We start from the raw sequence: 22,351 nt of genomic DNA on the forward strand, positions 1-22,351 counted from the left end.
TTTTAATCAGGTACAAATGCTACATCTGATTGTTTTTCTTCTTCAAAGTACAATTTCCATGCATCTATTATTGCATCTATTGGATCTATTCTATTTTCTTCTAATGTTTTATCTATTTTTATTTCTCCAAAACTGTTTTTTGTAGTAGTTGCATTTACTGCACTCCATTTAAATAATTTGTTTCTTTTATCATATTTAACTTGAAGTGATTTTACTGAAAGTTGAAAATCAACGGTAGCATCATTTAATGACTTAGCACTTTGATTTATATCAACTAAATCACACCCTAAAAAATCTAAATCTGATAAAAAAGCACTTGCATTATGTCTATCATAACCGCATATTTTTATGATTATTTCATACTTTTCTATAAGATCCTTTAGATAATTTACGATAAATTTATAATCTGTTTTTATTCCAAATGCACCAGTAGTTAAAGTTAATAATTTATCTTTAACCCAAAGCCTATAAGGTACATCATCTGTTTTTTCATGTTCTAATAGCCTTAGTTCTGGCATAAATGAGTGAGAATGAATAAATACAGTTTCTTCTTCATCATTTAAAGGAAATACAAGACCTATTGATGTTAAATCTCCACCACTAGATAAATCTATACCTAAATAGCATTCTCTGCCTCTCATATCTTCAATAGTTAAGTCAGATTCACATTTATTTAAGCAATCAACATCTAAGTATTTTCCACCCCTATAGCTAACCCACATATTTAGCCACTTAGTCATAAAGTCTAGTAAATCTTGTCCACCCTTTTCTTTAACTTCCACTGCAACTTCACTCATTTTTCGTACTTCTTCCATATTTATTGTATTATCTTCATTAAGTAGTAATAATGGATTACTTTTAACCCAATTATGATAATCCCAAATATCATCATCTTCATCCATTTCTGCAATAAATATAAATAAACTGTCTTTGTCTACAGCACCATCTAATACCTTTTTACAGAATTGATAATGTTCATAACAGAATGAATTTAAATCAAATCCAGCAGTAGTTATAGCTAAAATTAGTGCATTATTTACTTTTCTTTGACCTCCAAGAAGTAATTTATATATTTGATTAGTTCTATGAGCATGTAACTCATCTGGTATAGCAAGTACACTTCTAAATCCATCTATAGATTTAGTATCTCTTCCTATAGCTTTTATTGTAGTTCCTGTTGCTCCAGCAGTTATAAGATTTTCAGATTCTGTTATTTTAAACATGACTTTTAAATCTTCATCTGCAATAATAAATTTCTTTATTTCTTCCCAAACTATTTTAGCTTGATCCATTTTTGTGGCAGCACATATAATTCTACCCATTCTATAACTTGAAAAATTACTAGTTTTTACACCCTTAGCTCCACTTAAAAAAGACTTCCCATTCTGTCTAGCAACTTGAATGTAAGCCTCTCTAAATCTAACATATTCAGTTCTTTTGGTGACCCAACCTTCTAAACTTCCAAGTATAAATTCTTGGAATCCTCTAGTTTTTAGTTGTTGAGGTTCATCACCTTCTAATATAGTTAAGTCGTTATATAAATTTAATGCTGACTCTGACCTCTCAACGTCCCATTTATACTGAAATTCTTTAGTTTTGCTACGTTTCAAGTCATTTAAATGCCTTTTACAGGCTTTTATAACACTTTTACCAGCTATTATCTTACCGCTTACAACCAGTTTAGCATATTCAGTAACTCTATCTTTTTTTCTTTTCGCCATATCACACTACTATATATTTATTGAATTTATTTTCTTTACTTTCTCCTTCAGGTACTATTAACTTCAAGCGGTCAGTAGTAGCTAGTCCTAATTTAGAAGAACATTTTAGAATCTGCTCAACATATCTATTTTGTGCTGTAACATATGGACTTATTTTTTCACTTTCTTTACCTGGAACAGTATAACCATTCTTATCTATTAATTCAGTAACAGTTATATACCCAGAATATGCTTTACAATATATTGCTAATATAGATAAATCTAAATTATCCCATAAATTAATTTTAGTAGCTGCATCAACTACTCTTGCAAATTCATTACGAGCTAGGAGGTCATTTTGCATCCATTCTGGAACCTTTGCTAAATCCTCTCTATCTAATTTTATTTTATTTTCTTGATTTTCTCTTTGATTAATTTCTTTTTTTGTTAAATGCTTTTTAGTAGTAGAAGTTGTTTTTCGATTTCTTCCCATGGTGCACCTCCTTTCATAAAAAAATTTAAAAAGGGAAAATCTCCGGAAGAAAAGAGTACCGCTCGCTCCTTTATAACCATTCAAAAAATTAAAAAGGGAGGGGGGGTACTATCTAACTCCAAATTTATTTGCTAGATCTATAATCTCCTTAAGCTTCAATTGAGTCTTTTCCTTGTCTTTTCTGTACAACTTATGTATCTTACTATGACTTTTAGGACTTAACGGTATTAAATTCTTTTCATCAAGTCTTAGTTCATAATCATCTTTTATTTCTGTGATATGATGTACTGTATTTGCATTTGTAACTCTTTGATTAACAAAATAATCCCATAGATCGATATAATTATATTTAGTTAATATATATTCTCTTGTATTTAACCATTCATTTGTTTTATAAAATGAATCAATATCTTTATCTCTATTATAAGAGTTATAAACCTTGTTACTCTTCTTCTTAGCTTCTATATGTTTACTCATACATGCATCACACATTCTTTGTTGCTGATTAATTAGCTTACCACAGTTACATATCTTCTTTAACACAGTCTATACATTCTCCTAATACTCCATGTTATCAAATGCTCTATCCATCATATCATCAGTTATACATATATATCTAAGTGTTATCTCTGGTGATGAATGATTGAATATACTTTGCAATAAAGCAATGTCCTTAGTCTTCTTATAGTAATGATAGCCAAATGTCTTTCTAAGTGTATGGCACCCTATCTCATCTACTCCTATAAATTCTGATACATTCTTTAATACTTCCCATGCTCTTTGCCTTGATATATGTTTGTTATCTCCAAACTTATCTTTCTTGTTAGATTGTATTAAATAAGCTTCATCATCTTTGCTTAATATATATTCCTCTAACTGCTGCTTCAACTCTGTATGCATCTTTATTCTCTTACGTTTATTAGTCTTATTCTCCTTAGTAAGTATATGAGTTTTTATCTTTCCACTCTTATCTCTTACATCCTTAACTCTCAACTCTAATATATCTGTTATTCTAAGTCCTGTACGTATTCCAAGTAAAAACATAACATAATATCTTTGGTCCCATTCCTCTAAAAACCTCTTAGCTTCTCTTATCTTTTCCTTGTCTCTAATAGGTTGTACAACATTAATCTTTCATCACCTCCAAAACATTACATAATACATAAACTGTTAAGTTATTATTATTTTTGAACTTAAGTATTTTCAAACTACTTAACTAATTATTTTTATAAACTTTACACAGCTTTGAAAAGGTAAGTTTTTTACTTTAGATTTTAAAAAAATTTACAATTATTTTTTTAATTTTAACCTATTTTTCATAACCTTGCTTTCTTTACTTTTATCAAAATTAGGTTTCTTTCTCATTTCTATATCTAATTCCCTCAACTTTCTGTCTGGTAACTCATGGATCATACTAATCTCACTTGCTTCTTTCCAAACTTTCACATAAACACTCCCTTTTTTAAACACAAAAAAGGAACTATCTATGTGTGAGGTTTGATAGTTCCTTTTTTGTGTTTTGAGTCTTAACTAATGGATATCATATTCTTTATTGTGAGGTTTACTGTCTGTCATTTTTCCTATGATAATATATTAGCACATAATGCTTCCACTTTGTGTCCACTTTTTTTCCACTAAATTTCCACCTTATCCACAGTTAAGTATTTTATATATAAGTCGCAGCATCTCCATATATGTAAAATGCTAGTTTTTCTATTGCTTCATCATGTATATTTGCTATAGCACTCTTAGAATAAGATAACTTTTTTGCTATATTTACAAAAGATATTTTTTTCTCACTCTCTAAATATCTAAGTTTTAATATCTTTTTATCAAAACTACTAAGACTTCTAGAATATAACTCATACATCCTTAAATAATGGTCTATTCGTTCACTTTCAGCCTGTTTACAAGTTATTTGAGAATCATATGTTATTATTAAATCTTCAATACCTCTATATGATGTTCCCGTTCTTAAAATATCATTAAAATCCATTCCGCCCTCAATACGTTGCCTTTCCTTTAACATCTCTATTTCTATTTGTAAATTTTCTTTTCTAGTTAGCTTCATTCTTAAATCTTCTAAATATTTCTTTGTTTTCTCTATATAATCTTTTTTTATATTCATCATAGCACCTCTAAATAATATATTTGGTGCATCCCCCTGATAAATAATCTCTATATTTTATTTATTAAAATGGTATATCATTATCATTTATTGCATCCCAACCATTAGGATCTAATGCTCCTTGTGGTTCAAATTGTGGTTCTTGGTTATTTGTTTTATTTCTACTATCTAAAAACTGAACTCTACTTGTATTAATCTTAGTTGTTTTTCTATTTTCTCCATCTTTATTTTTATAAGTTTCAATTCTTATAGCTCCATTAACAGCTATTAAGCTACCTTTGCATATATAATTAGCACAATTCTCTGCACTCTTTCCCCAAACTTGTATATCTATAAAATCAGTTTCTTTCTTACCATCTTTACCTGTAAATTCTCTTTCAACAGCTATTGCAAATTGAGCAACTGCCATTCCACGTCCTTGGATGTACTTTAACTCTACATCTCTAGTTAATCTTCCTATTAAAATTACTTGATTCATAATCAATCTCCTATCAATTAAAATATGTTTTTTATTTTATAAATATATATACAAACAATGTATTATCTACTTTCTTATAGCTATATGTATCAATTGCATAGTCTTTTTTTATATCTTCTATAGTTTCATTAACATCTTTATTACTATTAATTTCTTTTAATAAAAAAGGCTCATTTGTATTAAATATAAGAACTCTCATACTCAATCTCCTAATCTTCAAATATAGTCCAAAATGCATAACCTTCTTCATACAACTCTAAGTACTCTTTTTCATTCATTACGGTGTATAGACATTCATTGCTACAATAATGATAAAGTCCATCATGCACGTCATATCCCTCCGTCATATCGTCACCACATCTACTGCAATATATTTTATTATCTTCCATGTTCTATAACCTCTTATCATTTAGTTATCATTATTGATATAGCTATAGAACTATACTGATAATGACATTTACTTATTCAAATATTTTTTTATTCGTATCTAAAGTATGAATCTTTGATATGACCACACTTTTCACATCTTATATAAACTCTGTATCCATTTAGATTTGTATATTTTGAAACTTTTCCAAATTCAGCATATTCATGCTCACACTTTTTCTGATTTGTTTTATTTTTTATAAACTCTTTTATTCTTTTTATCATATATTTCATCTCCTAAAACCCATCTTTTAGTTCCTGGAGCATAAGCCCCAGGTTATTTTTTAAGTTTTATCTCCTATTTAATTTAAATAATAATAATGCTAGTCCAGAAATAGCTCCAATCCCTGCTATTCCATATACTATAATTTTTGATATAGATTTTTTATTACCTTTGCTTTCCTTTCGAGCATCTTTAACTATCTTTTCTGCTTCATCTTCGCTATAGCCCTTTTTTTCTAAAGCATTTGCAAGCTCTCGCTCTGTTAAATTATTATTACTCATATTCATCAACCCATAGTAAGCCCAAAAGTTTGACCCATTATTTATATAAAGTGGAGAACTAGAATAATTATTATAATAAGATTTTTTAACTATTGTTTTGCTATTCGTATCTTTAGGTTTTACGCTATATGTATCATTTTTCTTATCAATATTTTTATAATTATCATTTTTATTATTACTTTCAGGTTTCTTAGTCATATCTAATTTTGAATTGTTATTTGATTGATTAGACTTAGTTGTGCTTGATTTTGTTTGTGTATTTGATTTCGTACTACTAGGCTTTAAAGTCTGTGTTCCTGACTTTAAGCTAGAAGGTTTTGGTGTTGTACCTTTTGGTGTAGTTACTCTTGGAACAGTAGTACTTGGTTTAGGAGTACTGACTTTCGGAGTGGTAACTGATGGCCTAGCTACTGTTACAGGTCTTGAAACTGTAACAGGACGTGAAATAGTTACTGGTCTTGCAACTGATACTGGTGCAGCATCTACTATACTTGGTGCTACTAAAATTCCTACTAACATTAAACTTGTTATTCTTTTAATCATAAAATCGCCTCCATTTTTTATATAGCTCTTAAATCACTTCTATTAAAAATATACTTATCACCTAACATTGACCTCACCAAAAGTCCTTTCATTGGTATCGGCTTTATAACTTTCAAGTGTATATCTTGCTCTATAGCTTCTCTTATCCACCTAGGGTATTCATTAGATAGATACTTTTTATTTTTTATAGTTACTATGTCGCCTATTTTAATTTTCATATTTCATCTCCTAAAACCCATCTTTAGTTAGCTGGTTCCGACATTTGTGTCGGTACCAAGCTACTTATATTTTGTCAATATCGCTATATCTAACAGGCAATACTAATAATTTAATTTCGTCATTACTAAAAATCATAGGATTAGTAGCTCCAGAATAGCTTACATTAAACTTACTATCTTTAAATATGTTAAGTGCATCTTCTATAAATTCTTTATTTACTGCTATCTTCATGTTTTTGAAATCAAATATAAGTAATTTATAGAATTTTCCATCCGCTTCTTTATACAAAAATTCATTCATAAAATAATCTTTATCTATGTTAAAAATATCATTATCAACTTTTTCAATTTCTTTATTTATAACTTTTCTAGCTATATCTAATCCGCATGTTTCATGTTCACCATCAACTTCTTTAAATAAAGATAAATCTATTTTTTCTTCTAATAGGTTATCTACCTCTACAAACATATTTTTTACTATATTAGAATTGTTATGTTTATACTGTAAAGCTCTGTATCCATCAATAGAATATATATAGTCTTTACTTACATATACATGGTTAAATGCTGGCTTAAATCCATTTTTAGCAGTAAACAGAGTAGCTTTCAATAATTTTTCTTCAAAACTATTTTTACCGTATTTTTCTGATATATCTTTATCTAAGTTATTAATAGTGTAATCCCTTATAAACTTTAAAAGTTCATTTTCCTCTCTCTCTTTTGATTCCATCTCTTCTTCTAGCGAGTATTTTTGTCCGCTTAACTCATCTATAAAATCTTGTATATTATCTATTTCTAAGTCTAATTCTTCTAATTTGCCCCTAACTTTCTTTAATTTTAATTTAGCTTTTAATAATTTTTCCATTTATTCATTCTCCTCCTAAAACCAATATTTTCTTTTAAAGTATATCTGTTAAAACATCTTCTATTTCATCTATCATCTCTGCTTTTTTTATATCCTCGTACATCATAAACCCTTCTATATCAAATACGCAGTTTATTCTGTTAAGAACCATTTTAGCTATATTTCTGTGATCATACCCTCTTATATGTTCTCCCTCTTGGTAATTAGTGATTTTACCTATACCTTCTCCATTTAGTATTTTTAACCCAGTTCTAGTTGCTATTGCCTTATCTCCTTTTTTAACTTGTAGCTTTGTATTTGTTATCAATGTTTCTATCTTAAAATCATTCTTAAACGTAATTTCTTGTCCTAATTTCATAGTGTTCTCCTCCTAAAATCAATGTTTTAATGCAAATATTACTTCATCATTAGCTCTAGTAATATCTAAGCTCCTTTACAGTTGTTCTGCCATACTCAACTTTATATCTTTTCATCATCAAGCATTTGCCACTTATTGCAGATATTATCCTTGCATTTGTAACACCTATTTTATTTGCCAAGTCTGATACTTCTTTAAATACTTTTTCTTCATTTGTATCAGTATCAAATACTTTGACATATCTAGTTTTATTCTCAACATATTTTATTACTTGGTTCTCAAACTCAAAATATTCATCCTCATTCTTAAATTCAATTTGACCTTTGGCTCCTAATTTCAAATACCATTCAAGTTCCTCACCAAATAGCATCCCATCTTCTATTAGAGATTCTGCTAATTCTGATGCTATTTGTTTTTTATGCCTAGTTAACACTCTTAACACCTCACACTAATATTTCTTTTTTATATGTTCTCCAGCTAATATAACTACATCAATTGATAATTTTATAAAAGATATTATCCAAATAGCTGTCCATAAATCTTTCATCTATACTTCCTCCTAAAAATACTTACTATATCAGTGATGCCAATCCAAATAATTAGCACCACCACAATACTACTCAAATGCTAACTTTCTTTCCTTTATCTCTAGGATCTTCGTCTCTGCTTTTTTTCTTATCCTAGCTTTTTTAGTTCTTTTTACTATTGCTTCATATCTTGCTATATCTTTATCACATGTACATCTTAGAAAAAAGTTTAAAATATCTATCTTTTTTCTCTTTCTAATAACACATTTTTAAGTTCATTATGTTCTTTAACAGTATTTTTAAATACATCCTCTAGCTCTTCTGTAGCCTTATCATATCCTTTAGAATAATATTTTTCATTAGCTACTTTTAAAAGTTCCTTATGCTTTTTCTTTAGCATTAACATTTTATTGTTTCCTCTCTTTTTGATATTTTTCATAAAATACTTGTCTTTCATTTTGAGTGCTAACTACCATATGATCCACCCATTGACTAAGTCTAATTACTTCTTCTTTTATATCTGTACTCTCTGATATATTACTTTTTAAAAATAAACTACCTAATATATCTCTAATTTCTTCAAACTGCTTATCTTCTAACTCCAATATCATCACTGGTTCCCCCTAGATGTTTTTCTATATCTGATAATATAACTTTAAATGCTTCCTGCTCTGTTATATTTTTTTCTTTTTTTACCTCTATAGCTTTTAATCTTATAAGCTCTGCTGCTTCTGTTATTGTCATCTTATCTAAAATTTTCATCAATACTCACCCTCTGAATTCATATCTGTATCGCAACTAATACACTTTAAATTATTTAAATCACTTTTAACTATATAAATATATATCTGACCACACTTACTACACTCAAACCTCTTTAGAGTATGCTTACCTTTTTTACTCAAAGCTTTATTAATTTGATTCTCTAATGCCAAAGTCATATCTTAACCAAATTTAGCCCTTTGACTTTTTAAAATAATTTCATCAAGTTCTTCTGTCTCATATTGAGTAAATGTTTCATCAAAATTATGAAACTTTGTAGGTTTTGTAGTATGTTGTGTATTATTGTTGGACAAACTCTTAATATTGTAGTTTTCTTTTATAGCTTTTATAAGGAAACCTGTGATATTCTTAATATGTGAATTGTTTTTGGTAATTTCTAACTTAGACTTTAAATAGTCTATGTCATAAGTACCAGTAGTTGATTGTAGAGAGTCAACTACTTTTTTTATGTCATTTTCTACAAGTTCATTAAAAGCTTTTTTAACTTCAATCATAGCTCTATATCTGTTTACATCTTCAACAACAACATCTTCTTCTCCAGTTGTTGTATTAATAATAGATGTATTAATAATAGGTTGTTTTTTCGTTCCGACTTTTTTTCCGTTTCCCTCGGATTTTTTTCCGACACTATCGGATTTTTTTCCGTTTCCCTCGGATTCATTTCCGATACTATCGGATTTTTTTCCGACCATATAACTATCATCTATAAGCTCTTTATATCTATCTCCTAATGTAAAGTAACTCCATATTCCACCTTGCTTTAAAGTCCTGTGTTTTAAAACTCCTACTTTTGACATTTTCTTAAGATATCTATAAATAGTGTCATGACTAGTTGTTTTTAATATTGGAAGAGCATCTATTATACCTTCATACTTAATCCAATAATATTTATCATCATCAAACATCTTTGAGTTCATTTTTCCTGTATCTTTATAATCAACAAACCACCTTAAGATAATTAACTGTTTTAAATCTAACTCTAACTCTAAGGCTTTACGTTGATTAAATCCATGTATAGTATTTTTCACTATACACACCTCCTTATCTTAACGTAGTAACGTCTTTTCTATTTTCATGTGAAACACACTCCTTATTGATAAAGCCATGTAACCTCTTTATCTTTATTTTCATTTGGTTTTATCTTATAAACTTTTTTATATGCCTTTAATAAATTAAATTTATAATTTATATCCTTTTCTTTAAATTCCTCACAAAACTTAGCTAAAATCCTGATATCCATGTTTAAACTCCTCAACTTGTCCTAAATCCTCATCCGAAGAAGTTGCCTAAGCAAACTCTCCGTTAGCAATTCTAATTCTCATAATTTCAATATTTATTCTTTTAACTTCATCTAGTACCTTTTGCTTTTCATCTTCGGTCATTTTTCTACCAAGCACAGTTTCTGGGGAAACAATGTGCACCGTAGTTTTACCGAAGTGGTACGTTGCATCATATTTCTGTTCCATGAACACACCCCCACTATCTGTATATGCTTTTTAAAAATTGTCCTATGCCCTAGGCTTACCTATATATCCTATAAACTCTTTATCTTTATTTTGAATAGCAAAACACCAATCAAATGCTGAAACTATATTAGAAGGTCTAGGTATTTTTATTACTTCACTATATTCACATATAGCTATATGACCATTTTCTAATTTAATATCCATTAGATCTTCTTCTCCAAAACAATTTTTAAGTATTTCAACATCAACTATTTTACTCCTAATGAAAACATCCTCTTTTGGAAAGTACCAAGTACCTTCCAACAAATTTTGAGCTTGTAATACTTTTAAATTTTCCATATAAAACACTCCTATCTTATTAACTTTCCAAGTTCTTCATCACTTAGTTCCAATACATGAGCTATCTTAGCAATTACATATATACTTGGTTTTGTGTTTTTATTATTTATAATGTCATAAACATTACTTCTATCTAATCCAGCCATGTCTGCAAGTAAATATGGCTTTATATTATATTTTTTTAATAAGTCTTTCATTTTGTCGCCTACTGTCATTTTTTACCTCCAGTATGTTATAATTATTTTAGGTTGATGCCTAAAATATAAAAGGTGGTGATATTATGAATAATAATTTGCAAAAGTTATCAAAAATTTTATTAGAACTTCGTTCTGCCAGTATTCAAGCTGATACTGGAACTATAAAAGATGTAATGGCTAAATATGATATGCTATTCTTAGGTGGAAATTTTAATTGCATATATTCAGTTGAGCTATTACATTCATTAAAAAAAGTTTTTGACTTTGAAGTTAGCAATGATGAACTTAACAACCTAATACCAATAGCTTGTAAATCATTGAATATGAACTTTGAACCAATGGTAGAAGTTCATAATATATCAAATGCTAATGCTCCTGCTGATTGTTACAGTATTACTTTATGGGAATAAGTACTATGTCTCCACCCTTTATAGGCTTGAGACCATGTTCTTTTCTCATTTGATTTATAGTCTTTACCTGCTCTTGAACTCGACCTTCTTGAGCAGGCTTCTTTTGATTTTCCATAATTTCCTCCTAAGCTAATGCCAGCTGGCTATTTAAAATCTCAACCTCTTCTGCTAAAACTATAGGAGCTTCATAATCTGCAACTATATCTAGAGCCTTATGTAATTGAACTCTTTTTATTGCCTTGTAACTTTCAACACCAAATTGCCTTCTTATCTGTTGTTGTATATCACTATAAACCTTCGCTCTTATTGACTTATCATTGTATGCATTTGATTTATATCCACCTAAAACCCTTGTAGCTGTTTTTTTAACACACTTTATTAGTTCATCACATTCTGAATTAAATAAAGGTGCATTATTTTTAAAATCTTCTAAGTTATTTGCAACTTCTATAACTTTTCGCTCTGCCATTTGTTGCTTTTGGTCCAATTGAATTATCATTTGTAATTCTTTACTTAAATTTGCATATGGATTAGATTGTTCTCTTAATTGTTGTTCCATTTTGTTAAATGCTTCTATATATTTAAGTTTCCAATTTAGTGCCTTTGCTCCAGTGAATCCCATTACTAATAAACTAAATCCGTCTCTCGTCATATAATATTCTTTATATGTCTTTCCTCTATTTAAATAAGATGATACTACAAACATTTCAATAAATTTTTCATAGCTAAGATTTGATTCATCAGCCTTAGCTAAATCTTCTATTGACCTAATTACTGACTTATGCTCTCTTTCAAAATTTTTAGCAATATCTCTACTACTTACTAATAAAGTTCCATTCACTTCTTGTATGTGTATTAATTCATTCATTTTTTTACCTCTCTTCTTTATATAATTTATCTAATTTTGGTAGCACAATTTTGTGCCATCAAATGTAGATATTAATTTTAGTGATTTTAACTCACCTTTTATTTTAAAAAAATTTTTACTATCTCTGCATCACTTAGTTTAAAAAAGTCTTTTATAGCCGATACTTCCTTTATAGAAAAAACAATTTGTCCATTTTCTTTTTTTGTGTATGTTGAAACATCAACATCTAGCAAATTAGCTATAGTTTTTTGTGTGATTCTATTTTTTAATCTAAGATTTTTTAATTCAAAGTTTTTCAACTCATGTAACCTCCTTGCTAGTGATTTTAACTCACCTTACAATCATTATTATAGTGATTTAAAATCACACAGTCAACACTTTTTTATATTTTTGTGCTAATTTTTCACATTTTATTGATTTTAACTCACATTTTATTTATATTTTTAATATGGAGGTGAGCAAATGGCAGAGTTTAAAGATAGATTTAAGCAAGAAAGAATTTCAAAAGGAATTACTCAAAGTGCATTATCGAATATATTAGGTGTTGATAGAACTTCAATATCTAAGTATGAGAATGGAAAACAATTACCCGAATTGCCTTTACTTGAAAAAATAGCAAATTATTTTAATGTATCTACTGAATTTCTATTAGGTCGAACAGATAATAGAAAACACGATACAATGAAAGAAGTTGCTGATAATCAAGAAAAAGATATTGAGAAAAAAATAGATGAACTTATGATGCAACAAGGTCTTATGCTTTGTGGCGAACCTATGAGTGATGAAGATATGCGACTACTTAGGGATTCTATAAAAAGTACTATAGAATTAGCTAAGTCTATGAAATGTAAAAAATAGATCACTAAAACAATTTTTTATAATCCAAGTAGACATCATATTTAAAATAACAGTGAGGGATTTATTTTGAGCAAAGTTAAGGGAAAAGTAATCAAATTAATAAATAAATATAAAACATCAAATCTATATGAACTATGTGATTACTTAAATATAAAAATAAAAAGAGATCCTTTAGGTTCTACTAAAGGATATTTCTTAAATGTTGACGGAAACTTCTTCATTACTCTAAATTCTTCACTAGATGAATGGGAGGAACGAGTTGTACTTGCACATGAACTAGCACACTCTGTGCTACATAAAAAAACTAATATATGTTTTTTGAAAAGTTATACATACTCTGTTACAAATAAACTAGAGAATGAGGCTAATCAGTTTGCTGCTCATATACTTATAAGTGATAAAGCTTTAAATAAGTTCTCTAGAGGCTATGAATATGTAACAGCTGAACAGTTAAGTAAATACTTTAAAGTTCCAGAGGAACTTATAATGTATAAATTTAATAACAATATCTAGACAATATTAAGGGGGCTTACATGGGTTTATTTAGTTTCGGTCCAAGTAAAAAGGACTTAAAAAGACAACTATTAGAATTACAAAATAAAAATGATGATTTAGAAAGAATAAATAGTGACTTAAAGTTTAAGCAGATTGATTTAGAAAGTGAAGTTACAAATTTAAAAACGCAACTTAACTACATAACCTTATCTAAGGAAGAAACTGCTTATTTAGACTTAAAGTCTGAAATTGAAAAACTGGGGAGTAATAAACAATTTTTAGAAAATGTTTTAATCGATAAAAATAATGATTTAGAAAAATTAGTTCTAAATATTAACGATACAAAAGATAACCTAAATGAGCTAGAATCTAAAGTTGAAAAAGAGTTATCCAATCTTGGAAACATATCTAAGAAAAAGAAAAAAATTAACTTAGCTTTCAAAAGTGCCGAGTATGCCCTTCAAGAATATGCTAATAATAGTATATTTTATCAAGATGGCTTAAATTTATCTACTGATGACTATGCCTTAATAAATGATTTAGATCCATCAATTTTATTAAAAATACATAGTATGGATGTTAAAGAGCTAAAAAAATCATTTAATTTAGTTCAAGAATCTATAGAAGATACACTTGAAAAATATCAAGGCCGTTATACTACTAAAGCTAATATTGCCATTTACAAACTCATGGTTATTGCTTTAAAAGCTGAATTACAAAATATTTTATATAACTTAAAATATGGAACTTTAGATGAATCATTAAACTTAATAAAGAAAACCACTAAAAAATATTTTATTATTGCTGGTGAGGGTAATCAAAGTATCGCCTCTACCCTATCAAAATTTATAGGAGAAATAGAGTATTTATTTTTAAATTGTGTGAATATAGAATATCAATATTATGTAAAAAAAGAGCAACAAAGAGCTGAACAAGCAGCATTAAGAGAACAAATGAAGCAAGAAGCAGCAGAAAAGAAAGAATTAGAGGCACAACGTAAAAAAGTAGAGGCAGAGGAAGAAAAATATAAAAATGAAATATTAAAGCTAGAGGAACAGTTAAAACAATCGCCTCAAAGTGATAAAGAGCAACAACTTGAATTAAGAATAAAGGAACTACAAGATCAGCTTAATTTAGTTGAAACTAAAAAGGAAGAAATCGTTAGTAGACAAAATGGTAAAGCTGGTAACGTCTATGTAATAAGTAACTTAGGTTCTTTTGGTAAGGATGTATTTAAAATAGGGATGACAAGAAGACTTGATCCATTTGAAAGAATTAAAGAATTAGGAAGCGCAAGTGTACCTTTCACATTTGATGTACATAGCTTTATATTCTCAGATGATGCAGTTGGACTTGAACAAAAACTACACTCTATCTTAGATGATAGGAGAGTTAATAAAATAAACTTAAGGAAAGAATTCTTTAATGTATCTATTGATGAATTAGAAGAACTTATTTATGAAATCGACCCTTCTGCTGAATTCAATAAAACAATGTTAGCAGAAGAATATAACCAAAGTCTATCACTATCTATCTAGGAGGATATGAAATATGAACAGTGTAATATCTACGAATAAAAAAACAAAAAATAGAGTTGAAAAGAGTATCTATTTTTATAGAACTGATGTTAAGAAAATGGATAACTTATTTAAGTTATTTAAATTATATAATTCTATTTTACAAAAACATAAAAATGATCTAGGGAATAGCTTTGAAAACTTAAAAGACAGTGGATTAATACTTAAAAATTTAAAGGATAAAAATAGATATCATTTCTTAGACGTAATAAGTATTGATAATGAAAAAATTGAATGTTTACTTTATTCATTAAGAGATTCAGCTTTTCCATACCTATTTAATATTTTTACAGGTGAAAAAAGAGAAATTCCTCATAACATGGATGATACCCTTATGGAACAAACTCACTTTATAGTTTATCCAAAACATAATATTATAGCTTCAGAATTTAATTATTATGGATGTAGAATTGAAAGACTTTCAGATATTTTTGAACTAGTGTTTAAAGAAAAAAATATATTAGAATTAGCACCAATATTAAATACAGATAGTGTTGAAGAACTGCTTTATAAAGGAATATTTAAAGGTTTTGACCTAAAAGTTGCATATCCAGCATTAGGACAAATACAATCTGCACTTAATCTTGGTATTTTGCCTGAATTTGATAATAACTTTACATCTTTAGATAATATGTTTATAAATATAGGTATAAATGATTCATCTGGGCTTAATTTAAAAGATAAAAATAAATTTATCAAAAATATTATAAAGCTAGTTGATAGTATAAAAAATCAATTTTCTGATGAAGATGGCTTCATAAAATCTAAATGCCCACTAAAATTAGCTAAGGTTCATACAAAGCCACTTAGTCAAACTAAAGGTTTAACTGTTGATTTATTCGAAGAAAAACTATTATCTAAAGTATATCCTGTAAAATTAAATGACGGTAGTAAATATTTAAATTCTAGTGATATGTTTAAATGTATAGAAGAAGCATTTTCTTATAATAAAAAAACTATCTTGAATGAATTTAGCACTTTAGAAATAGCTACTACTTCTATATAAATATGAGTTATAATTATATTAGTGATTCTAATATGAAAGGTAACTAACTGTTATGAATAAATTTAGAAGAAAAATATTTTTTTACAGAGCCTTCGGATCCGAACAATATATTTTACCAACTTATTTTTGTATAACATTATTAGGGTATATATTTATAACTTCAAATTCAATTAAGTTTGAATTAAATTTAATAAATAATGTATATTCTGGAGATATAGCTACTGTCAGTGGAATTTTAATAGGCTTGCTTTCTACTTCTTTTGGCACTATTATTTCATCAGATACTTATATGACTCGAAAGTTAAATGAATCTAATAGCATAAGGGTTGTTTACAAAGTTAATTTTATGACTATATTTTCATTTGTTTCATCCTTGTTAATATATATTTTAAAGTCCTTTTTCATAGTAAAAAATGATACTTCTATAACAATATTAACAATTAATCAAAATATATTCATACTAATTCTACATGTAGGATTGTTTTTATTTATTTTCGGATTAATATTACTTTTAGTTAATTTATATTTTATAAAAAATATATATTTACCTAAAGTTAAAAATAAACGATAAAATATTAATTATATATTATTTACTATTCATGTCAAATAATATATAATTAAGTAGATAAAAAGTGGTTTCCTAATCATTTTTATCTGGAGTATTTGTAGTTCCAGCTACAGATGCTCCTTTTTCTTTTATACAATTATTTTTTATAATATCTTTCATAACTTCTTTAGAAATATACAATCCTTGGTATTCTGTACCATCATGATTTCCATTAAATAACTTACTATGACCATTACCTTTTAATTTTTCGAGTCCTGAATCAGTTCCTGCAATAATCTCTGACCTTATAGCATCCTTTGTCTTAAGCCCTATTGTTGTATTAATGTTACACTTTATAGTATTTGGCATAATCTCTCTAGATGGCAACTGTGTAACTAATAATAATATCATTCCTGCTCCCCTACCCTGTGATGCTATTAATTCTATCGCTCTTTGATATTCTTTGTTTCCTTTATAGCTTGATATTTCTTCAACCACTATAATCCTATATGGAATTTTACATATCTTTTTTCTATATTCCGTTAAATCATCACAATCATTTCTTTCTAACAGCTTATATCTTTTTTCCATTTCTTCTAACTCACATCTTAAAAAGTCCTCTACTCCATCTATACCTGTCATATAATGTTTAGTATGCTTTGCATATCTAAAGTCTTTTAAATCAACCCTCTTTGTGTTTATTATACTAAATTCTATATCTCTTTTACTAAGACTATTAATTAAATGTGTTAGTATTAATCTTAATGTTATACTCTTACCTCCTCCACTACTTCCTGCAATATAGCAATGAGTATTTGATGAACTTATTAAGTCCCAGTAAACCATTTTATTATTATTTAAATTATATCCAAGTGGAATTTTAAAATCATTTCTTTTCATAGTTAATGGATCATACTCTGCTGAAGGTGTTTTAGTCATAACTTTTACGGCTATATTAAAATTTTCTTTAGTTTCAAATCTTAAAACATCATCTTTAACTCCTAAAAAGAATGCTATATTTTCTGATTTATTTTTAAAATCACTTAATGTTATTCCTACTGGCAACCTAAACAAATAAACTTTAAAGTATTCTTCATTCTCAATGTTTATTAATTTTGGATATTCATCTGCCTTATTTTTAAAGTTTATTTTTTTAAATAAATCATTAAAATCATATATGTTTAATCCTAGATATTTCTTTGAATATTTAAGTAATATCTTTGTGCTATTCTCAAAAGTATCTACTAAAGGTTCAAATATATTTTCACTCATTTTATTCTCCCTCACATTTTGAGCATATAATGCCTTTACTATAATCATTTCGTATAAATTCTCTTCCACATTCTAAACAAATATAAATATCAGATTCAAAATAGCATTTCTCACACAAACCTCCATTATCATCAAAATCAAATTTTGTTATCTCTTTACCACATTCTCTACATATCATTACTTCTTTATTGCAATAACACTCTTCACAACACCCCCATCCATTACTTGAATCTTTAATATATTTTTTGCCACAATAATGGCATGTTTTAATAATTCCAAGTACCTTTGCGCTTTCTAAATACACAATTCTCCCTCCATATTCAAATTTAAATAACTTACTTTAACCCCTGGTATATCTTGTGTCTCAACATTTCCTGCAACAACTATTCTAGGCAATACATCCCATTTAGTGTTGTCTAATACTAATTTTTTTAAATTTCTATACTTACTTAAACAATCATGATTGCTTAATTGTACTTCTAGTAATATATTTTTTATTCTATTATCCTTAGAAACTCTAATATATGCATCACTAATTACTTCACCAAGAACAAACGACTTTTTAAATTCAATAATCTCATATCCATCTATTAATAGTCTAACTACAAAATTAGTTATCAATAGATCATGAGCTACTATCCTTGTTGCTGGTTTATTTCCAGAATAATAAATATAGTTATTTCCATTATATTTTTCTCTTTGAATATACCCATAATCAGCTAAATATCTTAACCTTCTTTTGCATACAGTTTGGTCTACTTGGCTAAAATATATTTTATAGATATGATTACTAGTACATAACTTATATTTATTTATAAAATCAACAACAAAACTATCTCTTTCAGTCATGTTTAATACCTCCTTTTTAATTATCTATAATATATCTATATGAATAGTAAAAAGATATGTGAATGAATATCTAAAAAACATCTAAAAAAATATCGACAATCATTTTGACTAAATGGATAGTAAGCATAAGTAGATAACTTGATTTGAAGTAACTACAATCAATAGCTTAGAAGCGAGCGGCAACGTCCCGAAGCGACAATTGATTTCCCAACATCAATTTATTTTATACATATTCTTAGAAAATATTTTTATGTATTTTATGGAAATATATTAGGAGGCTAATTATGGGATTATATAAGCATTATTTATATAGATGGATAGATATATACGGTAAAGTTATATATGTAGGTGAAACTAGAAGAAGATTAGACAAAAGAATTGCAGAACATATCAGCTGTAATCAAAGACGTACTAATTTTAAAAAGAAAGATTTGCCTTTGATACATAAGGTTGAATACATGATATTTGATGACGATTATGAGGCTATGGAACATGAAAGATATTATATTAGTTTATGGAAACCAAGGCTAAATAAAGCTGAAAAATTTAGTGGTGTTAAATTTGATGAAAATAAAAGAACTGATTGGAAAACTAAAAAAGTTTATAGAGATTTAAAATCAAAAGAAGAAATAGAAGGTAAAAAACTAACTCCATTAGAAAATTTTGTTTTGGGATTATTAACAGTTGCATCTGTTGTAGGTGCTCTTATATTTTATTTTAAAGGATATTTTATTTAATTATAAGACTCAATCAATTAATCAATTAATCAATTAATATATTTTTCTATTGACATATATACGACATTATCGTATATAATATAAGTATCAATAAAAAAAGAAACTACAATCTATTTGACAGTAGAGTGGAGTTCCTTAATAATTACAAAAATTATTTTCTTTTACCACCCTTATTGGCCTTTGGGTGGTTTTTACTTTGTGTGGATTTTATTTTCACATAAGAATCCACTAGCATTGAAATAGCAGATGCAAAAGTTGCACATATAACAGCTATTTCACTTATTGTCTTTAGTTCCATACAGATTTCACCTCCTCCCTGCTTACTGTAGGAAGTTGGTTTTTGTATGAAACTCCACCCTATAGATTATAGTTTCCAAAATTTATTATAACATAAATAAAGATTACTTTTTATCTTTTTTTGGTATAATCTCTTATGGAGGTACTTAACTATGAATACTGTTATTTATTTGAGAAAAAGTCGTGAGGATAGAGATTTAGAAAATGCTAGTATTGAAGATACTCTAAGAAAGCATAAATCTACTCTTTTAAAAATTGCAAAAGAAAAAAAATTAAATATTGTTGAGATAAAAGAAGAAGTTGTTTCTGGTGAAAGTATAGCTAATCGTCCTAAGATGCTAGAATTATTAGATGAAGTTAAGAACGGACTATATGATGCAGTTCTTGTTATGGATATAGACCGTTTGGGACGTGGAAATATGCAAGACCAAGGTTTAATATTAGAAACATTTAAAAACTCTAATACAAAGATTATAACACCTAGAAAGCTATATGATTTAAATAATGAATTTGATGAAGAATATAGTGAATTTGAAGCATTTATGGCTAGGAAGGAATTGAAAATAATTTCTAGGAGACTTCAAAGAGGTAAAATTAAATCTATTGAAGATGGAAAATATATAGCTCAATCTGCTCCATATGGATATAAAATTGAATATATAAACAATCATAAAGATAGAGTTCTTGTAATAGATGAAGAAAAAGCAGATGTAATTAAAACTATATTTGATATGTATAATAAAAATATAGGTGCTCTTAAAATATGTAATCACTTAAATGCTTTAGGTCTAAAAACAACTACTGGTCGTACTTGGTATGAAAAAGCTATAAGGGATATAATAAAAAATAAAACTTACTGTGGCTATGTAGTTTGGAATAGGGTTGAACGTAAAAAAGGTTCATCTAGAACTAGATCTGCAGATGAACAAATAGAAGCACTAGGAAAACATGAACCAATTATAAGCGAAGAATTATGGAATAAATGCCAAAACATAAGAAAAAATAGGTCTATCTCCCCTACTTCAAATAATGTTCTAACAAATTCATTAGCTGGACTTGTAAAATGCTCTATATGTGGTTATACATTAACTACTAATAATGCAACTATAAAACACAAAGATGGATCTAATACATATAAAACATATTTAGTTTGTAAAAACTGTAGAAATAGAGGTACTAAATTAAGCATAATTGAAGATAGAATACTTGATAGTTTAAAAGATTGGTTACATAATTATAAGGTTTCATTATCTAATAAAGAAGTTGAATATAAATCTAATGATTTAGATAATTATAATAAGATAGTGATTAATTTAAGAAATGAACTATCTGAACTTGATAAACAAAAAAATAATCTTCATGATTTACTTGAAAGAGGAATTTATGATGTTGATACATTTATAGAAAGAAGTAATAATTTAAAAGATAGAATTGATTCTATTTCTAATACATTAAATTCAACTTTAGAAATAATTGATTATGAAAAGAAAAAAAATATAGCTACTACTAATATAATTCCAAATCTAGAATATGTTATTGACCAATACTATTCTATTGATGATATAACTATTAAAAATAACCTTTTAAAATCTGTAATTGATAAGGTCATTTATACTAAGGATCATAAAAGAAGGGATGAACACGATTTTAATATAGTCATTTATCCTAAATTACCAAAGTAAGCTGTTGAAATTCCAACAGTTTACTTTATTGTGATTAACTAACTGATAATTGCACATCTGTTCTAACATTAACTTCTCCAGCTGCTGTATTTTCACCAATTTTAAGTCCATGTTGTTTTAATACATACTCAAGTGTCATTAAAGGTACTCCACCTTTTCTTCCACCTAATATTTCTTTACCTTTTAAATCTTCATATTTAAAATCAGGCATTTTGTCTCTAGCTATTAAAAAACTTCCATCTCTTTTAGTAAGTTGAGCAAAGTTTATAGCGTAGTTATCACTACCTTGGTTATAAACATAAATCGATGCCTCAGGTCCCATAAGCCCCACTTGTGCTTCTCCTGAAATAAGGGCAGCCATAGTTTTATCTGCACCTTGAGTGTTTAGTATATCGATATCAATTCCTTCTTCTTCAAAAAATCCTTTAGTTACAGCTGCATATTGTGGTGCATAAAATACTGAATGAGTTACCTCTGCTATAGTAACTTTATCTAATTTTTTCTCATCAGTTTTTTGCTGTTCATTTGTTGTTTGTGCACATCCCGTAAAGCATAGCATACTAAGTGCCAATGAACTAGCCAGTGCCACTACTTTTTTGAACATAAAATCCCCCTCTTATATAATATTTTTTAAGCTAAGACTCTGATTATACTATATAATATTTAATTTTAATTTGATGTGTTACACTCTTTCATACAATATATAAAATATTTGCTTTGCTTAAGCC

At 27.6% G+C, this 22,351-nt stretch carries 39 protein-coding genes; 7 read left to right on the plus strand and 32 right to left on the minus strand.

All coding sequences use genetic code 11. The features are described 5' to 3' along the window. Nucleotides 1-2 precede the first annotated feature (2 nt). The 23 genes from NWE74_RS03450 to NWE74_RS03560 form a co-directional block, all read right to left on the minus strand. Nucleotides 3-1,721 (minus strand): terminase large subunit, encoded by a 1,719-nt coding sequence (locus NWE74_RS03450; RefSeq protein ID WP_258241840.1) that lies wholly within the window; start codon nt 1,719-1,721, stop codon nt 3-5. 1 nt (nt 1,722) lies between these two features. Continuing rightward, entirely contained in the window at nt 1,723-2,193 is a 471-nt protein-coding gene (locus NWE74_RS03455) for a phage terminase small subunit P27 family (protein WP_258241841.1), read from the minus strand. A gap of 108 nt (nt 2,194-2,301) precedes the next feature. Continuing rightward, nucleotides 2,302-2,736, minus strand: a complete 435-nt coding sequence (locus tag NWE74_RS03460; RefSeq protein WP_258241842.1) for an HNH endonuclease — start codon at nt 2,734-2,736, stop codon at nt 2,302-2,304. A 15-nt stretch (nt 2,737-2,751) separates the two neighbouring features. Further along, nucleotides 2,752-3,324 carry a tyrosine-type recombinase/integrase gene (locus NWE74_RS03465; RefSeq protein ID WP_258244413.1) on the minus strand — a complete coding sequence of 191 codons (573 nt, stop codon included), beginning with the start codon at nt 3,322-3,324 and terminating at the stop codon, nt 2,752-2,754. Nucleotides 3,325-3,483: 159 nt separating this feature from the next. Further along, entirely contained in the window at nt 3,484-3,639 is a 156-nt protein-coding gene (locus NWE74_RS03470; RefSeq protein WP_258241843.1) for a hypothetical protein, read from the minus strand. 220 nt (nt 3,640-3,859) lie between these two features. Next, entirely contained in the window at nt 3,860-4,321 is a 462-nt protein-coding gene (locus NWE74_RS03475) for a hypothetical protein (protein WP_258241844.1), read from the minus strand. Nucleotides 4,322-4,385: 64 nt separating this feature from the next. Beyond that, a complete protein-coding gene (locus NWE74_RS03480) occupies nt 4,386-4,799 on the minus strand; it encodes a single-stranded DNA-binding protein (protein WP_258241845.1) in 414 nt (137 codons plus the stop codon). A gap of 31 nt (nt 4,800-4,830) precedes the next feature. Beyond that, a complete protein-coding gene (locus NWE74_RS03485; RefSeq protein WP_258241846.1) occupies nt 4,831-4,998 on the minus strand; it encodes a hypothetical protein in 168 nt (55 codons plus the stop codon). Nucleotides 4,999-5,008: 10 nt separating this feature from the next. Further along, nucleotides 5,009-5,188: a hypothetical protein gene (locus NWE74_RS03490; protein WP_258241847.1), complete on the minus strand. Its 180-nt coding sequence runs from the start codon at nt 5,186-5,188 to the stop codon at nt 5,009-5,011. Nucleotides 5,189-5,276: 88 nt separating this feature from the next. Further along, nucleotides 5,277-5,450, minus strand: coding sequence for a hypothetical protein (locus NWE74_RS03495; RefSeq protein WP_258241848.1), 174 nt, complete (start codon nt 5,448-5,450; stop codon nt 5,277-5,279). Nucleotides 5,451-5,516: 66 nt separating this feature from the next. Beyond that, nucleotides 5,517-6,272, minus strand: a complete 756-nt coding sequence (locus NWE74_RS03500; RefSeq protein ID WP_258241849.1) for a hypothetical protein — start codon at nt 6,270-6,272, stop codon at nt 5,517-5,519. 17 nt (nt 6,273-6,289) lie between these two features. Next, nucleotides 6,290-6,490, minus strand: coding sequence for a hypothetical protein (locus NWE74_RS03505; protein ID WP_258241850.1), 201 nt, complete (start codon nt 6,488-6,490; stop codon nt 6,290-6,292). Nucleotides 6,491-6,554: 64 nt separating this feature from the next. Next, on the minus strand, nt 6,555-7,355 hold the full coding sequence (locus tag NWE74_RS03510; RefSeq protein ID WP_258241851.1) for a hypothetical protein: 801 nt from the start codon (nt 7,353-7,355) through the stop codon (nt 6,555-6,557). Nucleotides 7,356-7,389: 34 nt separating this feature from the next. Continuing rightward, nucleotides 7,390-7,713: a hypothetical protein gene (locus NWE74_RS03515; RefSeq protein WP_258241852.1), complete on the minus strand. Its 324-nt coding sequence runs from the start codon at nt 7,711-7,713 to the stop codon at nt 7,390-7,392. A 55-nt stretch (nt 7,714-7,768) separates the two neighbouring features. Further along, a complete protein-coding gene (locus tag NWE74_RS03520) occupies nt 7,769-8,146 on the minus strand; it encodes a hypothetical protein (RefSeq protein WP_258241853.1) in 378 nt (125 codons plus the stop codon). Between the two features lie 332 nt (nt 8,147-8,478). Next, nucleotides 8,479-8,646: a hypothetical protein gene (locus NWE74_RS03525; protein WP_258241854.1), complete on the minus strand. Its 168-nt coding sequence runs from the start codon at nt 8,644-8,646 to the stop codon at nt 8,479-8,481. A 1-nt stretch (nt 8,647) separates the two neighbouring features. After that, nucleotides 8,648-8,851 (minus strand): hypothetical protein, encoded by a 204-nt coding sequence (locus NWE74_RS03530; protein WP_258241855.1) that lies wholly within the window; start codon nt 8,849-8,851, stop codon nt 8,648-8,650. Then, nucleotides 8,829-9,002 carry a hypothetical protein gene (locus NWE74_RS03535; RefSeq protein ID WP_258241856.1) on the minus strand — a complete coding sequence of 58 codons (174 nt, stop codon included), beginning with the start codon at nt 9,000-9,002 and terminating at the stop codon, nt 8,829-8,831. Before NWE74_RS03535 ends, NWE74_RS03530 begins: the two co-directional genes overlap by 23 nt. A 182-nt stretch (nt 9,003-9,184) precedes the next feature. Next, nucleotides 9,185-10,051 carry a hypothetical protein gene (locus NWE74_RS03540; protein WP_258241857.1) on the minus strand — a complete coding sequence of 289 codons (867 nt, stop codon included), beginning with the start codon at nt 10,049-10,051 and terminating at the stop codon, nt 9,185-9,187. Nucleotides 10,052-10,113: 62 nt separating this feature from the next. Beyond that, nucleotides 10,114-10,263, minus strand: a complete 150-nt coding sequence (locus NWE74_RS03545; RefSeq protein ID WP_258241858.1) for a hypothetical protein — start codon at nt 10,261-10,263, stop codon at nt 10,114-10,116. Between the two features lie 46 nt (nt 10,264-10,309). Beyond that, nucleotides 10,310-10,495, minus strand: coding sequence for a hypothetical protein (locus NWE74_RS03550; protein ID WP_258241859.1), 186 nt, complete (start codon nt 10,493-10,495; stop codon nt 10,310-10,312). A gap of 36 nt (nt 10,496-10,531) precedes the next feature. Then, complete coding sequence (locus NWE74_RS03555; RefSeq protein ID WP_258241860.1) at nt 10,532-10,828, minus strand: hypothetical protein; 297 nt, start codon at nt 10,826-10,828, stop codon at nt 10,532-10,534. A gap of 11 nt (nt 10,829-10,839) precedes the next feature. Continuing rightward, nucleotides 10,840-11,043 carry a helix-turn-helix transcriptional regulator gene (locus NWE74_RS03560; protein ID WP_258241861.1) on the minus strand — a complete coding sequence of 68 codons (204 nt, stop codon included), beginning with the start codon at nt 11,041-11,043 and terminating at the stop codon, nt 10,840-10,842. 65 nt (nt 11,044-11,108) lie between these two features. Between NWE74_RS03560 and NWE74_RS03565 the strand changes: the two genes are divergently transcribed. Then, entirely contained in the window at nt 11,109-11,435 is a 327-nt protein-coding gene (locus NWE74_RS03565; protein WP_258241862.1) for a hypothetical protein, read from the plus strand. Here NWE74_RS03565 and NWE74_RS03570 read toward each other — a convergent pair. From NWE74_RS03570 to NWE74_RS03580, 3 genes are all read right to left on the minus strand, one after another. Then, nucleotides 11,419-11,550 carry a hypothetical protein gene (locus tag NWE74_RS03570; RefSeq protein ID WP_258241863.1) on the minus strand — a complete coding sequence of 44 codons (132 nt, stop codon included), beginning with the start codon at nt 11,548-11,550 and terminating at the stop codon, nt 11,419-11,421. The genes NWE74_RS03565 and NWE74_RS03570 overlap by 17 nt on opposite strands. Before the next feature lie 9 nt (nt 11,551-11,559). Then, entirely contained in the window at nt 11,560-12,303 is a 744-nt protein-coding gene (locus NWE74_RS03575) for a Rha family transcriptional regulator (protein ID WP_258241864.1), read from the minus strand. A 98-nt stretch (nt 12,304-12,401) separates the two neighbouring features. Next, complete coding sequence (locus tag NWE74_RS03580) at nt 12,402-12,602, minus strand: helix-turn-helix domain-containing protein (RefSeq protein ID WP_258241865.1); 201 nt, start codon at nt 12,600-12,602, stop codon at nt 12,402-12,404. A 163-nt stretch (nt 12,603-12,765) separates the two neighbouring features. On the opposite strand from NWE74_RS03580, the gene NWE74_RS03585 reads away from it, so the two are divergent. The 4 genes from NWE74_RS03585 (at nt 12,766) to NWE74_RS03600 (ending at nt 16,239) form a co-directional block, all read left to right on the plus strand. Then, nucleotides 12,766-13,161 (plus strand): helix-turn-helix domain-containing protein, encoded by a 396-nt coding sequence (locus NWE74_RS03585; RefSeq protein ID WP_258241866.1) that lies wholly within the window; start codon nt 12,766-12,768, stop codon nt 13,159-13,161. Nucleotides 13,162-13,227: 66 nt separating this feature from the next. Next, nucleotides 13,228-13,674, plus strand: coding sequence for an ImmA/IrrE family metallo-endopeptidase (locus NWE74_RS03590; protein WP_258241867.1), 447 nt, complete (start codon nt 13,228-13,230; stop codon nt 13,672-13,674). A gap of 20 nt (nt 13,675-13,694) precedes the next feature. Beyond that, complete coding sequence (locus tag NWE74_RS03595) at nt 13,695-15,194, plus strand: GIY-YIG nuclease family protein (RefSeq protein ID WP_258241868.1); 1,500 nt, start codon at nt 13,695-13,697, stop codon at nt 15,192-15,194. A 13-nt stretch (nt 15,195-15,207) separates the two neighbouring features. After that, nucleotides 15,208-16,239 carry a hypothetical protein gene (locus tag NWE74_RS03600; protein WP_258241869.1) on the plus strand — a complete coding sequence of 344 codons (1,032 nt, stop codon included), beginning with the start codon at nt 15,208-15,210 and terminating at the stop codon, nt 16,237-16,239. 120 nt (nt 16,240-16,359) lie between these two features. On the opposite strand, the gene NWE74_RS03605 is transcribed toward NWE74_RS03600, so the two are convergent. From NWE74_RS03605 to NWE74_RS03620, 4 genes are all read right to left on the minus strand, one after another. Next, nucleotides 16,360-16,506 carry a hypothetical protein gene (locus NWE74_RS03605; RefSeq protein ID WP_258241870.1) on the minus strand — a complete coding sequence of 49 codons (147 nt, stop codon included), beginning with the start codon at nt 16,504-16,506 and terminating at the stop codon, nt 16,360-16,362. 373 nt (nt 16,507-16,879) lie between these two features. After that, entirely contained in the window at nt 16,880-18,058 is a 1,179-nt protein-coding gene (locus NWE74_RS03610) for an FtsK/SpoIIIE domain-containing protein (RefSeq protein WP_258241871.1), read from the minus strand. Nucleotide 18,059: 1 nt separating this feature from the next. After that, nucleotides 18,060-18,362 (minus strand): 60S ribosomal export protein NMD3, encoded by a 303-nt coding sequence (locus NWE74_RS03615; RefSeq protein WP_258241872.1) that lies wholly within the window; start codon nt 18,360-18,362, stop codon nt 18,060-18,062. After that, the gene (locus tag NWE74_RS03620; RefSeq protein ID WP_258241873.1) at nt 18,353-18,907 is read right to left on the minus strand and encodes a hypothetical protein; all 555 of its coding nucleotides are present in this window, start codon (nt 18,905-18,907) and stop codon (nt 18,353-18,355) included. The genes NWE74_RS03615 and NWE74_RS03620 overlap by 10 nt, the downstream gene beginning before the upstream one ends. 284 nt (nt 18,908-19,191) lie before the next feature. On the opposite strand from NWE74_RS03620, the gene NWE74_RS03625 reads away from it, so the two are divergent. Then, complete coding sequence (locus tag NWE74_RS03625) at nt 19,192-19,644, plus strand: GIY-YIG nuclease family protein (RefSeq protein ID WP_258241874.1); 453 nt, start codon at nt 19,192-19,194, stop codon at nt 19,642-19,644. Between the two features lie 151 nt (nt 19,645-19,795). On the opposite strand, the gene NWE74_RS03630 is transcribed toward NWE74_RS03625, so the two are convergent. After that, entirely contained in the window at nt 19,796-19,942 is a 147-nt protein-coding gene (locus tag NWE74_RS03630; protein WP_258241875.1) for a hypothetical protein, read from the minus strand. A gap of 151 nt (nt 19,943-20,093) precedes the next feature. Between NWE74_RS03630 and NWE74_RS03635 the strand changes: the two genes are divergently transcribed. Continuing rightward, a complete protein-coding gene (locus NWE74_RS03635) occupies nt 20,094-21,623 on the plus strand; it encodes a recombinase family protein (RefSeq protein WP_258241876.1) in 1,530 nt (509 codons plus the stop codon). A gap of 34 nt (nt 21,624-21,657) precedes the next feature. On the opposite strand, the gene NWE74_RS03640 is transcribed toward NWE74_RS03635, so the two are convergent. After that, the gene (locus tag NWE74_RS03640) at nt 21,658-22,227 is read right to left on the minus strand and encodes an ABC transporter substrate-binding protein (protein ID WP_330666282.1); all 570 of its coding nucleotides are present in this window, start codon (nt 22,225-22,227) and stop codon (nt 21,658-21,660) included. Nucleotides 22,228-22,351: the final 124 nt, after the last annotated feature.

Origin of the sequence: Romboutsia lituseburensis (assembly GCF_024723825.1) — a bacterium.
GTDB lineage: Bacteria > Bacillota > Clostridia > Peptostreptococcales > Peptostreptococcaceae > Romboutsia_F > Romboutsia_F lituseburensis_A.